This window comes from Salinivibrio socompensis S35, from assembly GCF_000513715.1.
Taxonomy (GTDB): domain Bacteria; phylum Pseudomonadota; class Gammaproteobacteria; order Enterobacterales; family Vibrionaceae; genus Salinivibrio; species Salinivibrio socompensis.
Map to the genome: position 1 here is coordinate 1 of NZ_AQOD01000085.1, position 14,659 is coordinate 14,659.

Annotated in this window: 13 protein-coding genes and 5 pseudogenes; 5 read left to right on the plus strand and 13 right to left on the minus strand. The window is 48.8% G+C overall.

Annotated elements, in window-relative coordinates; translation table 11 throughout:
• A partial coding sequence (locus DZ54_RS24175; RefSeq protein ID WP_164831576.1) for a transposase occupies nucleotides 1-162 on the plus strand: 162 nt, incomplete at its 5' end.
• A gap of 21 nt (nucleotides 163-183) precedes the next feature.
• On the opposite strand, the gene DZ54_RS20710 is transcribed toward DZ54_RS24175, so the two are convergent.
• The 3 genes and pseudogenes from DZ54_RS20710 to DZ54_RS0110145 all read right to left on the minus strand — a co-directional run bounded on the left by DZ54_RS20710 (nucleotide 184) and on the right by DZ54_RS0110145 (nucleotide 3,312).
• Nucleotides 184-693 (minus strand): zeta toxin family protein, encoded by a 510-nt coding sequence (locus DZ54_RS20710; RefSeq protein ID WP_081721643.1) that lies wholly within the window; start codon nucleotides 691-693, stop codon nucleotides 184-186.
• Nucleotides 694-758: 65 nt separating this feature from the next.
• Nucleotides 759-2,505, minus strand: a pseudogene (locus tag DZ54_RS20715) (formate--tetrahydrofolate ligase).
• Between the two features lie 435 nt (nucleotides 2,506-2,940).
• Nucleotides 2,941-3,312: a hypothetical protein gene (locus tag DZ54_RS0110145; RefSeq protein ID WP_128080497.1), complete on the minus strand. Its 372-nt coding sequence runs from the start codon at nucleotides 3,310-3,312 to the stop codon at nucleotides 2,941-2,943.
• Nucleotides 3,313-3,568: 256 nt separating this feature from the next.
• Here DZ54_RS0110145 and DZ54_RS20720 point away from each other — a divergent pair.
• Nucleotides 3,569-4,910 (plus strand): annotated as a pseudogene (locus tag DZ54_RS20720) (ABC1 kinase family protein).
• A gap of 32 nt (nucleotides 4,911-4,942) precedes the next feature.
• Here the strand turns inward: DZ54_RS20720 and DZ54_RS20725 are convergent.
• Nucleotides 4,943-5,623 carry a Gfo/Idh/MocA family oxidoreductase gene (locus DZ54_RS20725; protein WP_420804851.1) on the minus strand — a complete coding sequence of 227 codons (681 nt, stop codon included), beginning with the start codon at nucleotides 5,621-5,623 and terminating at the stop codon, nucleotides 4,943-4,945.
• 17 nt (nucleotides 5,624-5,640) lie between these two features.
• Nucleotides 5,641-5,883 (minus strand): annotated as a pseudogene (locus DZ54_RS27460) (Gfo/Idh/MocA family oxidoreductase); the annotation flags it as partial.
• A 137-nt stretch (nucleotides 5,884-6,020) separates the two neighbouring features.
• On the opposite strand from DZ54_RS27460, the gene DZ54_RS0110160 reads away from it, so the two are divergent.
• Together DZ54_RS0110160 and DZ54_RS0110165 are read left to right on the plus strand one after the other, a co-directional pair.
• Nucleotides 6,021-6,353, plus strand: a complete 333-nt coding sequence (locus DZ54_RS0110160; protein WP_025673989.1) for a DUF3392 domain-containing protein — start codon at nucleotides 6,021-6,023, stop codon at nucleotides 6,351-6,353.
• Nucleotides 6,354-6,506: 153 nt separating this feature from the next.
• Nucleotides 6,507-7,778, plus strand: a complete 1,272-nt coding sequence (locus tag DZ54_RS0110165) for a DASH family cryptochrome (RefSeq protein ID WP_025673990.1) — start codon at nucleotides 6,507-6,509, stop codon at nucleotides 7,776-7,778.
• 131 nt (nucleotides 7,779-7,909) lie between these two features.
• Here DZ54_RS0110165 and DZ54_RS20730 read toward each other — a convergent pair.
• From DZ54_RS20730 to DZ54_RS0110190, 6 genes and pseudogenes are all read right to left on the minus strand, one after another.
• Nucleotides 7,910-8,428, minus strand: a pseudogene (locus tag DZ54_RS20730) (type II toxin-antitoxin system HipA family toxin); the annotation flags it as partial.
• Between the two features lie 128 nt (nucleotides 8,429-8,556).
• Nucleotides 8,557-8,847 carry a helix-turn-helix domain-containing protein gene (locus DZ54_RS0110175; protein WP_025673991.1) on the minus strand — a complete coding sequence of 97 codons (291 nt, stop codon included), beginning with the start codon at nucleotides 8,845-8,847 and terminating at the stop codon, nucleotides 8,557-8,559.
• Between the two features lie 117 nt (nucleotides 8,848-8,964).
• Nucleotides 8,965-9,360 carry a hypothetical protein gene (locus DZ54_RS26010; RefSeq protein WP_051415992.1) on the minus strand — a complete coding sequence of 132 codons (396 nt, stop codon included), beginning with the start codon at nucleotides 9,358-9,360 and terminating at the stop codon, nucleotides 8,965-8,967.
• Between the two features lie 47 nt (nucleotides 9,361-9,407).
• Nucleotides 9,408-9,611: an esterase/lipase family protein gene (locus DZ54_RS26015; RefSeq protein ID WP_051415993.1), complete on the minus strand. Its 204-nt coding sequence runs from the start codon at nucleotides 9,609-9,611 to the stop codon at nucleotides 9,408-9,410.
• Nucleotides 9,612-9,821: 210 nt separating this feature from the next.
• Nucleotides 9,822-11,190 (minus strand): annotated as a pseudogene (locus DZ54_RS20740) (YjiH family protein).
• A gap of 346 nt (nucleotides 11,191-11,536) precedes the next feature.
• Entirely contained in the window at nucleotides 11,537-12,250 is a 714-nt protein-coding gene (locus DZ54_RS0110190; protein WP_051415994.1) for a hypothetical protein, read from the minus strand.
• 329 nt (nucleotides 12,251-12,579) lie between these two features.
• Here DZ54_RS0110190 and DZ54_RS0110195 point away from each other — a divergent pair, with 329 nt between their 5' ends.
• On the plus strand, nucleotides 12,580-12,915 hold the full coding sequence (locus DZ54_RS0110195; RefSeq protein WP_025673993.1) for an HI1450 family dsDNA-mimic protein: 336 nt from the start codon (nucleotides 12,580-12,582) through the stop codon (nucleotides 12,913-12,915).
• Between the two features lie 125 nt (nucleotides 12,916-13,040).
• Here DZ54_RS0110195 and emrD read toward each other — a convergent pair whose 3' ends face one another.
• Nucleotides 13,041-14,252 carry a multidrug efflux MFS transporter EmrD gene (gene emrD, locus DZ54_RS0110200; protein WP_025673994.1) on the minus strand — a complete coding sequence of 404 codons (1,212 nt, stop codon included), beginning with the start codon at nucleotides 14,250-14,252 and terminating at the stop codon, nucleotides 13,041-13,043.
• A gap of 191 nt (nucleotides 14,253-14,443) precedes the next feature.
• Nucleotides 14,444-14,566, minus strand: coding sequence for a hypothetical protein (locus tag DZ54_RS26775; protein WP_276202019.1), 123 nt, complete (start codon nucleotides 14,564-14,566; stop codon nucleotides 14,444-14,446).
• Between the last annotated feature and the right edge of the window lie 93 nt (nucleotides 14,567-14,659).

A 14,659-nucleotide genomic window follows, 5' to 3' on the forward strand; every position in this document is an offset into this window, starting at 1 on the left:
ATGGATTGGTGTCTCTATAAGTATCGACATTTAGTTGAGAATGCTTTCGCGAGGATTAAGCACTTCCGAGCAATATCAACGAGATATGATAAGTTAGCAAGAAATTACGCCAGTATGGTATCACTGGCGTTTACTATAATGTGGCTGCCGATGTATTGCTGAATAAAATGTGTACAGCAAAGATCAACACGCCCTAGGGACACGACGGCCTTCAACGCTTTCTCTCGCTTTCACTAACCGCCAAGCTTGCACTGGCTCTTGATATACAAAAACAATCATAACAAAGCGGCCTTTTTTCAAGGATCGTTCAATATTATCTTTGGCTTTATCGAAGTTGGAAAGCGTTGAATCAAGAATAAAGCTTACTCTTCGCTTCAAAGCACGATCATGAATAGCCTCTACCAAGATTGTAGCTGGACGCTGAAACAAGGGCGAATTATAACCTTGATAATCTTCAAACTCCTTTCTTAACTCGTCGTTCTCTATGTGCACCAATGTCAGGTCGTGCTCATTCTTGAAAACACGCACCATCGCTCTAGCCGCTTCCGTTTTACCTGCGCCTGGCGACCCTGCCATAAATACAGAAGCCGCTTCCTCCTCCTCGGGCAAATGATCAACAAGCTTTCTGGCAATCACTTTTTTCATTGCTTTTGCTTGCTTTATAGCTTTATCAGTAATTTGTTGATCATCCATTGAATTCGCCTTTAAACGAGCAACGTCATCTAATAATCCTAGCACTCTGTTCGGGCGCTAAGTCATTAACTTAACCCAACAATATTACCCTCATCATCGAGGTCGAGGTTCATAAACGCCGGTTTTTCCGGGAGACCGGGCATGGTCATCACGTTGCCGCATAAGGCATAGATAAACCCAGCACCGGCGCACAGTTTTAACTCGCGGATCGGTACATCAAAGCCGTGGGGAGCGCCTTTTATCGCGCCATTGGTTGAAACAGACAGCGGCGTTTTCGCCAAACAGACCGCCAGACTGTCATACCCTTGCGCTTTAAATTGTTGCAATTGCTGTTTCGCAGTTTCACTTAACGTCACGCTCCCCGCCCCATAACCGACTTCCGCAACGGCCATCAGCTTTTCTTCCAAACTTTGATGAGCGCGGTACAAAGGTGAAAATGATGAGTCGGTTTCACATTGAGCGATCACTTTTTCTGCCAGTTCATAGGTGCCCTCACCGCCGCGAGCAAAGCCCTCACTGATGGCAACTTGCACTTGGTTTGRCAACGCTCGATCATCTCTTTTAGAGCGGTAAGCTCTTCATCACTGTCTTGTGGGAAGCGGTTAATTGCCACCACCGCCGGTACACCGTATTGATTTACGTTGTTGATGTGCCACTTTAGGTTCTCAAACCCTGCCGTTAGAGCATCGCTATCATCTGCAAAGAGCGAGTCTGGTAGGGGTTGTCCAGGTAAAAAGTTATAGTGCGTTGAGTTGGCTTTTAGACCACGTAACGTCGCTACAATCACCGCACAATCTGGTGCTTTACCTGAGCTTTGTGCTTTGATATTACACGCCTTTTCAAATCCCATGTCTGAGCCAAAGCCACCTTCGGTCACCGTATAATCACCCAGCTTAAGAGCAATGTTATCGGCAATTATCGATGAATTGCCATGGGCAATATTGGCAAACGGGCCTGCGTGAATCAGTGTCGGCACCCCTTCTAGGGTTTGCATCAGCGTGGCTCAATCGCCTCTTTCATGCTCACCGCCATTGCGCCCGCCACTTGCAAATCTTCGGTGGTGATTGGCTCACCGGCATGGTTATAAGCCAATACAATACGGCTAATGCGCTGACGCAAGTCGCGAAGATCACTTGCCAGCGCCAGAATCGCCATTAACTCAGAAGCTGCTGAAATATCAAATCCGCCCTCACGCTCATAGCCATTAATGGTTTTGCCCGGCTCGTTCTTGCCCACGGTAACCATTCGCAAAGCACGGTCATTGTGATCCATCACCCGCTTCCAAACCACGCGACTTGGGTCGATTTTTAACGCTTTTAGGCCGCTTCTCGCTTCAAAATCGTCATAACCTATACGCTGTTCGTGGTAAAGACGCGCATCAATGGCCGCTGCAGCCAAATTGTGCGCCGCTGTCACTGCATGAATATCACCGGTAAGATGGAGGTTCAGTTCTTCCATCGGTGCCACTTGCGAATAGCCGCCGCCGGCCGCGCCGCCTTTCACCCCAAACACGGGGCCCATAGAGGGTTGACGAATACAGGCGGTAACCGATTGGTTGCGTTTCGCTAGCCCTTGCGCCAGGCCAATGGTGGTCACGGTTTTCCCCTCGCCCAACGGCGTAGGAGTAATCGCCGTGACCAGCACCAGTTTGCCGGTTTTATTGGGTGTAAGACGCTTTAAGCAATCGAGGGAGACCTTCGCTTTGTAATTGCCTTGCGTTGTAAACTCGGAATCCAGTAAGCCAGCTTGCTTGGCAATGGCGGAAATAGGGGTCAGTGTGGTGTTACGACAGATTTCGACATCAGACAGCATGAAACCCTCTCAGCAGAGCATAAAATAATCACGTAAACGTTTGCGTGAAAATAATACCGCTAAAATAGGCATTGTAAAGCGAAAGAGCGATTGCCGTAAGCGCCCTTATTTAGTTTTTAGTTCATTTTGCGTGATACGCCGAAGACACAGCCAGTTAAGCGACTTTAAATTGCCCCACCAATTTGTCGAGATCTTGGCCAAGCGTACTGAGCTCTGCCGCGCGAATATTGGGTCGTGTGGTGTTTGCTATGGCACTCATTCACGCGAAAGCTCATTGCTTAAACCTGGGCCGCTCGACTAAATAGGCATATAACGCGATTAACGGAAAAACTATTAACGCGAACTCCCCTAACGTGTTCCAAAAGGCATAAGCACCTACCGCAGCCGCCAATGCAACGAGGATTAATAACGTTCGATCCTTTAATCGGCTCATGATTATTGATTCCTTAACAAGTTGTGGCTGTTTGGTTGGCGTAAAGCATCATTCGCAGCCCATAAAGGTAAACCAAGCTCTTGAAAAGCTCTTTTAAGCTCTTCGCCACTGCATGACGTCGCACTTGTTGACGCTCTCAATGCTGAACCAATAATCGCGCCAGCATAAAAAGAAGCTGTGACACCTGCTACTGTTGTTCCTGCAGCTCGACTAGCAATTACACTAATCGAGACATCAGCAGCTTTAGTCATTAAAGCCGCTTCAATACTCGCTAGCGCACCTGACATTGTTGCCATACTACCAAACACTGTTTTGGGTACAGGAAGCCCCATTAACTCTAAATTACTTTCGATATTGTGTGTGAATTTATCCACGTTAAATCGACAAATCGCCATACAATTGACACCCCTATATTGAAAATTCAGTTTAACTGAATAACTGCTCACCAAAAATAGGAGCTATGGTATGTAATTTATTACTCGCTTTATAAGTCATTTCGGTTATCTCATGGAACAAGATCACACATTACTCGTTCCCATGCTCTTGCGTGGCAGCGAATAAAAGGAGTGACCGAAGTCTCTACCAAACCATTCCCTGATTTATACCGTACACTTAGTGGGTGATAAGGAGATGGTTATGAAAAGCAGCAAGGTTCCGCATGGTAAATGGTCTCGCTTTGGGGCGCTGGCCTCGTTGGCGGGGCGAGTGGCGTCAAATGTGGCGTGGGAAGGCACAAAGCAGTTTGCACAGGGGAATCGCCCGAGTCGCAAAGATTTAGTGATGTCGCCGGCCAATATTGCCCAGGTGGCGGATAAACTGGCGGACTTGCGCGGCGCGGCAATGAAAGTGGGCCAGCTGTTGTCGATGGATGCCGGCGATTTGATCCCGCCAGAGCTTAGCGATTTACTTGCGCGGTTGCGTAACAACGCCACCCCCATGCCTCCGGCGCAGCTCAAAACCGTTCTCAATGAACAGCTGGGAGACAATTGGCAGGCTGAGTTCGCCCATTTTCGTTTCTCACCGATTGCCTCAGCCTCAATTGGCCAAGTCCACGAGGCTTATACCGATGCCAGGTGAAAAGGTGGCGGTGAAGGTGCAATATCCGCGCATTAAAGACAGCATTGATAGCGATGTGGATAATGTGATCACCCTACTGCGCCTAAGTGGTTTGATCCCCAAAGAAGCCAACTACCAAGCCTTGCTTGATGAGGCTAAGCAACAGTTGCATGATGAAGCTGATTACCTGAAAGAAGCGCAGTCACTGACCCGGTTTGGCATCCATTTGAAAGAGGCTGATGGCTTAGTGGTCCCTAAGGTGCATTCAGCCCTCACGTCCGATCGTATTCTGACCATGAGTTTTATGGAGGGCGAGCCGATAGAGCAACTTGATCGCGCCTCAGAAGTCGTGCGTCAGCAGGTAGTCAGCCGTTTGTTCCAATTGCTGTTTGAAGAGGTGTTTGTGTTTGGAGAGGTACAAACTGATCCTAACTTTGCCAACTACTTGTATCAGCCGGACACCGGGCGTGTGGTGCTGCTCGATTTTGGTGCTACGCGTCAGTATGCGCCGACGTTTACCGAAGGTTACCGTAAGCTGTTTTTAGCGGCGATTGAAAAAGACAATGCAGGGATTGAAGCGGCGCTCACTCAAATTGGCTTTTTTGCCGAGGATATCTTGCCGGAACAAAAAGCCAGTGTGCTGGAGCTAGTAAACACTGCCTGTGAGCCCATTGCAGCGGATGCGCCGTTTGCGTTTGGTCAAGCCGATTTAGCGACGCGCTTACGTAACCGTGGGATGGCACTGAGTATGGAACAAGGTTATTGGCATACGCCGCCGGCGGATGCGTTGTTTTTGCATCGTAAAATTGCCGGGTTATATTTATTGGCCGCAAAGCTCAATGTCACATTAAATGTGCGCGCGTTGTTACTGCCCTATTTAACCGGCGAGTCCACTGCAGAAGCGACGCAGGTGTAACCCGACCGCACGAAAGAAGATGCTGGCATCGATTAGTCACTGTCGCGCAGTGCGTCGCAGTACACCACCAAGTCGTCGGCGGTCCAATGGGTTGAGACATTGCGTTGAGTCAGTGCTGTCTCTACCCAGCCTGCGCCAACCACTTCAAACCAGTGGGTTAGCATCGCCTCAAACCCTTTGCTTGCTTGCATCCCAGTCCAATCTGGCAGTGCAAGTTGGGTGATGACGTTATCTTGCATACGCTCGCCTCGGGTAAAGCCATCAAAGAAATAGCACTCATTGCGATATGCGACGGCAATAGTTTCTTTGGTCGCACCGTATTGGCGGTTCATGCTAGCTTCAAACAGGCTGTTATCGCGGTGCCAGCGCACATCTAATCGGCCCAGTAACCCTTCTCCAAATTGTGCGAACACATCTAAATCGTCAATACTCATGTCGCCATGCACATTAATGCTGTCGAGCGGATGAATAAAGTCATCAAAAATAAAGCGGCGCGGGGCATCAGGCAGCGCGTGTCGGTGTTTTTCCCAGCGCAACGATAATAGCGGTGTGCCTAGTTCATCTTCGGGACGCTGATCGTTCAGGTGGGTATTTAATAGGGGTAAGTAACGGCGATTAAACCCAACAAACAACGGCGTTTGATGCTGCTCAGCCAGGTTAAATAAGGTTTCAACATCCGCGCCTGAAGGGGCAACGGGTTTATCGACAAACACCGGCACCCCAGCTTCAAGGCAGGACGAATCAAAGCCGCATGCGAGTCAGTTGCGCTGTGGATCATGACCCCATCCACTCCCAGGGCCAAACATTCATGGATATCGGTAGCAGTATTTGTTACCCGATATTGCTGTGCGAGCGCGGCCAGCTTTTGGCTATCGCGGCTACACAATACCCACTCTAACCCGGGCCAGTTGGCCAATATGGGCAAATATGCTTTTTGGGCGATGTCGCCAAGCCCGATCGATGCGATCTTCATGCTTTCTCCTTACCTTATGCGCGCCAGCTAGCGATGATCCAACCGGGTGCGGTTCAACCGGGTGCGACCTCAGTCCACACTGGAAGTCGCCAGCAGAAATCAGTAACCTAGCTGCATTCTACACAGTGTAAATCATTATGAATATTTTAATCTCTTGGCTCTCTCAGGCTGGCGCGTGGTTAACGCCCTGGCTGAATGATATTGCGGTGGCGATTGTGGCGTCACTCCTCGTGGTGTTTGGTAACGATATTAACCGTACCTTACGCCGTTTATTGACCGGACATCATTTTGTTGTTCGCACCTTGGTATTTGTAGCGATCAATGCTTTTGGTTACGGAGCATTTATTATCACGGTGTCGCCGTGGTTAGCGACAAAAATGCATGGCTGGCCGGAACATTGGCTGTTTACTGGTTTGGTGGCCACCTTTGTATTTATTGGCATGGTGGCGCAGCGCCAGCGGCAAATCTAAGTGATACCGTAGACACGCCCTCTCCACCGGCGATATCTGTGGAAATGTCTACCACCTTGGTGACAGTGTGGCTGTTTAATCGCTAAGCAGCCACACTGGGTGAGCAATCCGATATCGACATCACAGCGTATTAAAGAGAAAAAGGAGATATGTATGCAACGTGGACTGATGTGGTTTCGCCACGATCTTCGAATACACGACAATCCTGCACTCGCTAATTTAGCCTCAAGTTGTGATGCGCTAACGTGTGTGTTTGTTATTGATCCTAAATGGTCGCGAGCGGATCATTTTCAAAGCAAACATTTGGGTCCTCAACGTGAGGCATTTTTGTGGCAAAGTCTGACCGAGCTGCATCGCGCCCTTGATGCCATGGGGCAAAAGCTGATTATTCGCACCGGTAATCCACTGGAAGTGGTGGCCGACCTTTGTATGGATCATGAGTTTGATCTGATTGGCGTGACCGATCACCCTGGCACGCGTGAGCGCCAGCAGGTGGATACCTTGGTTAGCCGTTTTCCTCAGCGGGTGGTGGTGTCTGATGCGCATACCCTATTTACCCAGCACCAGTTACCATTCGATTTACCTGAGATCCCACCAACGTTTACCCAGTTTCGTAAAGCGGTAGAAAAGAAAGGGATACAACCGCGCTTACCGTTGCCTGTACCGGAGTCATTACCGCCCCCGCTGGAGGGCATTAAATCTGAGCCTGCGCCGCTATCGGACCGTCGGATCGCCCCGTATCAAGGTGGTGAAATTGCTGGTCGCGCCCAGTTGAATCATTTTTTATGGGACACGCATCGGGTGCAGCGTTATAAAGAAACGCGTAATGGCCTTGATGGGTGGGATTTTTCTTCCCGTTTATCGGCGTGGCTAGCCAACGGTTGTTTATCGGTACGTTGGGTGGCCGCGGAGTTAGGCCGCTATGAGCGCAATGTCGAGCAGAACGAATCCACCTACTGGTTATATTTTGAGTTGCTGTGGCGCGAATACTTCCAGTGGATGCTGTATCACTACGGTGCACGCTTTTTCCGCTTCAAAGGCATTGCCAATAAACGTCCGCTCACCACGTTTTATGCTGAGGCGTTTATGGCATGGCGAGAAGGCAGTACCGATTTCCCGATTGTGAATGCGGCGATGCGCCAGTTAAAGCACACCGGGTGGATCTCAAACCGCAGCCGCCAATTAGTCGCTAGCTGTTTAATTCACGAGCTTGGGGTCGATTGGCGTTATGGCGCGGCGTATTTTGAGCAGCAGCTGATTGATTTTGATGTGGCGGCCAACTATGGCAATTGGCAATATTTGGCAGGCGTAGGCGCAGACCCACGCGGCAGCCGTCGATTTAATCTCGACAAGCAAGCCGCGCAATACGATCCTGATGGCAGCTTTGTCGCCAAGTGGCTCGCCAATGAAGAGCCTTTGTTTTGATTACTAGACAACTCTGGACTGAAGAGGCGATTAGTCAGAATGTTAAGAGAAATTAGTTAGCCATCCAACCAAATAACTTGTGCCCCTTGAGTTTATAAATAAAGGGGCTTTTTTAGCACCGTGCAACTACTCTAGTTCAAGAGAGGTGCATTTTCTATCCTTCGCTGGTTGAGCGTTTTATTTATCTCAGAGACTGTCTTTTTAGTCACACCAAGTTGAGATGCAAGGTGTGTAAACTGGCCAAGTGCTTCAGATACCTCTTGGATCACGTGTTTCGCATCGTTCCAGTTAGCAAAGCCTGCACTGGCTGCGAATTTTTGCATGAGGTTAACCGGTGGTGCGTTACCATGACCACCAAACGCCGTCGCGTGTTCATTGAACGGATGTGGACTATAGGTAACATCGTAAAAAGGTGCTAGCTGCCATTGGTTATTATCCAACTGTAAAAAAGCCCAATTCTTGCTGTGATCGTCCTGATTAGACGCCAGAAGATTAAATATGGCTCGGCGAAATTGAAGTTGTCCTGCTGCAGGCGATTTACATAACTGACGGCTTGCTTTAACCAAGTCAATATAGTCAAGACTTGGGGTTCTATAATCCGCATCAAGTAACCCGCATACACTATGCATATGTAAACGGCCTGTACTGTATTGACTGCCGGTGGATATTTGCGCCGTCATATTGAAAAAAAACGCCCTGACGGTTTTGCGCTAGCGTACCGACGGGTACACGCTCGCCTGTGCTTAGGGTGCGAACGACGCTCAGTTTTTGAGTCGGTTTAAAACTCATCTTTTAACACCTCATCAATACTACTTGGCAAAGCACTTCGTCCTTTATCAGGTTGAGTCAACTGATAGAGCCGATCCAACGAATCGAGCGTCTGCCAAAGAAGCAGTAATTGGCGAAATGAAATTTGCCCTGTCAGCTCAAACTTCTTAATGGTTGATGCAGGCACACAACTGCGCTCGGCCAACGCAGCACGTGATAGCTTTGCTTGTTTGCGCAAAGTGCGTAAGTGCTCTGCATACGCTTGGCTAACGTCAGTGTCGTCAAGGAGTGAATAACGCATAAAAAAACCATATTAGACATAATAGTATCCATTATACAGATTAAAGACATAAAATGGATACTATTATGTCTAAAAAGGAATCGCCTCCACATCTTGTTAATTGAGAGTACCATGCAACTAATTCGCTGATTCTGTGGCCGTTCTAGTAAGCACTGAGTAATCATCAATAATAGCAATCACTTTATCGCTCACTCGACGCGAGAATAGTAAGGCGATGTGGGTGACCGGATAGACATCATGGCTAGTCATGCCGTCGATTTTAGTTTCTTCGACCAGCACGGTGCCATCACAGACTTGTTTTTTTAATAGCATGGCTGCGGGGCCGAAGGGACAATCGCCGGCGAGGCTGTGCAGCGGTGGCAGGCCAACCCAAGGGTTGACGGTATCTGGAATCAACAGGTGTTCGCTGCGTTGAAATAGCCAGCCACCCCAACCTAAATCGCCAAACACACGGGCGAGTTGAGCGCCTTGATGCGGGGTGCCTAAGGTGATCACAGCGCGAATATTTGTCATGCAGGGAGAGAGGCGATCAGTTTGGCGCTCGAGGTAACGTCGGATAATCAGCCACCCATTGAGTGACCAATCAGAATCGCGGGCGCTTGACCTATAAACGCATCAATTTTAGCGTTAATCTCATCGAAATCTGGGTTCAGAGTATTGTACGACAGGTTCAGCACCTGATGGCCCTGTTTTTCCAGCCGCTCACACAGAGGGATCAAAAAGATGCCGTGCATGTATAAGCCGTGCAGTGTCACAATTTTCATCCCGTCTCCCTGTTTTTAGGTGCCATTAGCACACTCTATATGGTCAACAAACTGTGTGGCTAGCATACCAAGTGCTGCGCTATTGTGCCCAGCGCTAGCGCATAAAAAAACGCCTCACCCTTTTCAGAGTGAGGCGCAGTATTAATATTGAACGTCTATTGTATGAACGCCACAGCCTGAACTTTCCCGCTGGCGCGAATAAACAATCCGCTAAAAAATCAGGTGTGCGATACCTGCGACAACCGGCAGCGTCACCAAGGTACGCAAAATAAAGATCACGAACAGCTCCCACAGTTTTACCGGGATTTTACTGCCTAGCAGTAGTGCCCCCACTTCTGAGATATAAATAAGCTGAGTGACCGACACGGTTGCAATCACAAAGCGAGTCATTTCGCTTTCAATGTCTGCCGCAAGAATGGCTGGGATAAACATATCGGCAAAGCCAATCACCATGGTCTCCGAGGCTTTTACCGCATCAGGAATGTGCAGCAATTCAAGCAGAGGCACAAACGGCGCGCCGAGAATACTAAAGACGTCGGTATACTCTGCCACCATCAGTGCCGCGGTCCCGATTGCCATCACAACCGGCAAGACACCTAATACCATGTCGACGGCGTTTGGGAGCCTCTTTGAGCACACTGTTCACCGAGCGGATTTTCTCTGCGCGGCTAAGGGCACAATGCAAACCGTAGCTTAACGTGGAATGCCCTTCTGGTAGGGTTTCTTCATCACCTTGACGCTCAGAGTTATCAATTAGGGCATCATTTTTCCAGCACAATGGCGGTAAACGTGGTACCACAATCGCCGCGACAATACCGGCCAAGCACACGGTGAGGTAGAACCAGGTAAACATGTGCATCAAATCAACTTGTGCAATCACCACCAAGCTAAAGCTGATCGATACCGCTGAGAAGGTGGTGCCGACAACCGCCGCTTCACGCTGGGTGTAAAAGCCCTGCTCATATTGTTTGCTGGTCATCAATATACCGACACTGCCATCGCCCAACCAAGACGCGGCACAATCAACGGCCGAGCGACCTGGCAAACCAAACAGTGGGCGCATGACTTTGGTGAACACCGCGCCCAATAATTCAAGCAAGCCAAAGCTGGTCAACAGTGGTAACAATAAGCCGGCAAAAATAAATACTGAAAGTAAGGTGGGTAGCAATTCATTCAGAACAAACGCGCCCGTGGTTTCGCCCATGATCACCGGAGAGCCTAGCCCGTAAAACGCCATGATGACGAAAATCGCTCCAAACACACGGGTGGTCAACCAAATGGGCGATACATTAAATAATCCGTTAAGGAAGCCATGACGGGTGATCACCGCAGGTTTGGTCAGGGTAACCAATACTGAAACAACGGCACTCAACACCACTAAGGCAGTGACGACCGCGGTTGCACTATTACCTAACAAGTCCAACACAGTGCTGGCCATCACCGCAATGGGAATGGTGACACTATCCCCGAAAGTGATGGGAGTCATGAAAAACAGCAACCCAAGCAGTGATGGGATGGCGAACATCAGAATATTTCTCGTCGAAGGTGCCTTCTTGGAGAGTGTGTCAGTTTTTTGCATACGTCTGAATCCTGAATTTTTATTTATCTCACAGCAAAAACTAACCACATTGTCGATTAATCATTCACTTACTGTGACTATATGACACGGAGATTATCGAATCACACGCCTGATGTAAATAATTATTTAGTCATAAATACTGAATAAATACATCATAAAAGTCGATTCGCCATGCCCTTTTCTGGTTTCATAGTTCAACAAACTCTCTTTTGTGAAAAGTTTGTTACACCATTTTATTGACCAAGATCAGATTCTGTTACTCATTTGTAGGGAATGAGGCGGGTTAGCTCACAGAATAAGCTCAAAAATAATCGACCTTAAGGCATATTATTGCCCTTGATGCCTGTTAACCAATTTTAAAGTCAATACGGGCATATTCTTTGATCAACCAATCGCCAAAGTCATTGAGGAGGGTCATAACAGCACGTTTTTTTACAGGTTTACGTTCTAGTAGTATAAAAAGTCGCTCAATTGCGGTTTGTTGGGCAGGATAATGTTCGATAAATGCCTCGGCGCACTCTTCTAATGATTCACTCCAGCGTGCTTCTTTATGCATAACTAATCCGAAAGCAGCACGGATTAAGGTATCCGCAATCGATTGTGCGACATTGAGCTGGGTATTCCAGGTTGTTGCGACGGTCACCTTTTGCTTGGCACGCGCGAGCTTTTCGGACACGTCAGGATTCATGGCTTTTGCCACTTCCCAACTGGCTTCGAACAAACCAAAACTGAGGGAGAGATCTTGTCCATACAGGCAAATGGCTCTGTGCTTAAAAAAGAAGCCCCAGTGGAAGACTTGTGATAGATCGCTTACATGTGACACTGTCACTATATCGATATGACAATCACTGATCACTTTGCTGTGGCTGGTTTTCAATCGCCACAACAAGGTATTTAACGCATTGGATTGGTCAAGCGTTAACGCCTGTTGGCACACCACGGTCAGTGATAACACGGTTTCTTTGACTACTGCACGACGCCAGACCAGATCGCCACTGACATAGACACTATGAAGCCGATTGCCAAGCAGAGCACGCAACTGTTTGACCGCTTTGATCATCACGGGGATAAATTCAGATTGGAATGGCGCGCGCGATCGGGTTCGGGCAAATACGCAGTTCGAGAATGCAACGGAGTCACGACTTTTACACACGGTTGAACAGGCGCGCTATTGTTGGTCATCTGCATACACAAATCAACGTTCTAACAACGGTTCTGCGTCCATTTTAGTCACTCTCGGTGATAATCACCATAGGCGCTGCCGATGTATGGCTCTAGTTTTCCAAACCAAATCTCTGGAGTGATGCCGCATTCTTAACATGTGCGAAAGCTGAGATACCGTTTAGTGCGTGCTATAGTGCCGACATGCACACCCAAAGAGAGATAATTATGACGCAACACAACCTGCTTAACTTAGAGGATATGATCGAGACCGCGTTTGAGATTTTTGCCGAAATGGCGCCCGATAACTTGGAGCATGACGATTTACTGGTTTTTGAATCGCGTTTTGAAGACGAAGGCGGTGCGATTGTGGTCGAGGTTAACAGTGACTGGCCTGAACACGTGGGCGCTGATATTGATTTATCTCAGTGTGCAGAAGTGCAAATTGGACTGGCCGGCGACGAAGTGCTTAACCCCGTGTTCGCGCGCATGCTGATCAGCCGTGATGCCGATAATAAATTCTGCCATATGCTTTGGAACCGCAACGGAAAGCAGTTGCATTAAGATCCCTATTCTTTTTTGGTTACTAATATGACATCTTGTCGATGGTATACCAATCAAACAGTAACGGCAGCCTTTTCGCTGCCGTTGTTGTATCTCGCGCGGGTGACTCAAGGACCCTTGAACCATTAATGCGCGGTGAGCGAAGCATGATCATCGCCATGGGTTTCTGCGTGGTAGCTGATGAGTAGCCCCATCGTGGCAAGCGTGCCAAGTATCAGCATGATCGCCCCGAGTGAGAGTTGACTGGCTACGCCTAACTGACTGGCCACCAGCGTGACCACCCCTGCCAAGAGGTTTTGTGTGCCGCCTAAAATCGCGCCAGCCGTTCCGGCATGGTGCGGAAACGGGCTGATCGCACCGGTGCTTGCAGCAGGAAACAGAATGCCAGCACCGGCAAAGTAGACACAACCACCGCCAATCAATGCATAAAGCGACACGTCACCCATCAGGCCAGGTAAGGCAATCAGCCCTGCGCCCATCAGTGCGAGGACACTACCTAGCGCCAACGTGGCATAATAGCCTAAATTGTCGGCGAATCGGCTGGATAACCCCGCCCCCACTAAATAGGCAGGCAGCGGCACCACAAAAAGCAAGCTAATGATACGCGGTGATAACGCCATGGCATCGGACATGATCACACCGGCAGCCGCTTCAAAGAGTGATACCCCGGCAAATACGGTCACTAAGCACAGCAAATAACCTCGAAAGCGACGTGAGCCAAGCACATGGCGGTAACGTGCACCAAAGTGACCAGGTTGACGTGATTCACGTGGCAATGTTTCGGTAAATCGCAGCGTCATAATGGCGTACACGGCAATGCCCAGTAATAGCAAGAAAAAGTAGCTCGCGCGCCAGTTTAGTGTTTCGGTTAAAAAGCCCCCAAGCAGCGGTGCGAGTAAAGGAGAGAAAATCAGCCACATACTGACCAGGCTATTCGCGCGATGTAGCTTCGCGCCAGAAAAACAGTCACGCGGGAGTGTGCGCGCCATAGCACCGCCACAACCAATGCCAGCGCCTTGCACCACACTGCCGATCAAAAAGCCGTTAAATGAGCTCACCAATAAGGTGACACCGGTGCCTACTAAAAATAATACTAGGCCGGCTAATATCACGGGTTTACGCCCTACTCGATCAGACACCGCACCATAAATGAACTGCGATAATCCGTACGGAATCAAATAGCAGGCCATCACCGCTTGTAGCCGTGACGGTGACACCGCAAAGTCCGTCGCCATCACACCGATGGAAGGCACATACATGGTTTGGGTCATTTGCCCTACCGCCGCCAACATCACGATCAATAGCAATAGCTTGCCCATAGGCATTGCCGAGGACATACCAACACTCCTAAAAATTATTATGCGAAATAAACGTTGAAAAACAAAACAAGATTGAGATTAAGGACATAACCTCAAAGATAATCTTGTTTAAGGTGTGGGAATGATAGGCTTTGCAGAGAGGGTAAGCAATCGGAGTTTACCTCCCTCACCCCGATTCTTTATTATATTTAAGATTACTTTATCTAATCTTAAATCCAGCGGCGCACTTGTGCTTTGTAGGCCTCAAACTCATCGGGCCATTGGCTCGATAAGCGAAACTCTTCGGCGGGGATAAAGGTAGCGGATAGGTAAGCCATAAATGCCGGGATCATTCCCCAGCACCATAGCGCATTAAAATAGAGCCCGCGGCAACAATGATCAATATCATCGCCAAGTACATCGGGTTGCGACTATAGCGTAGATAC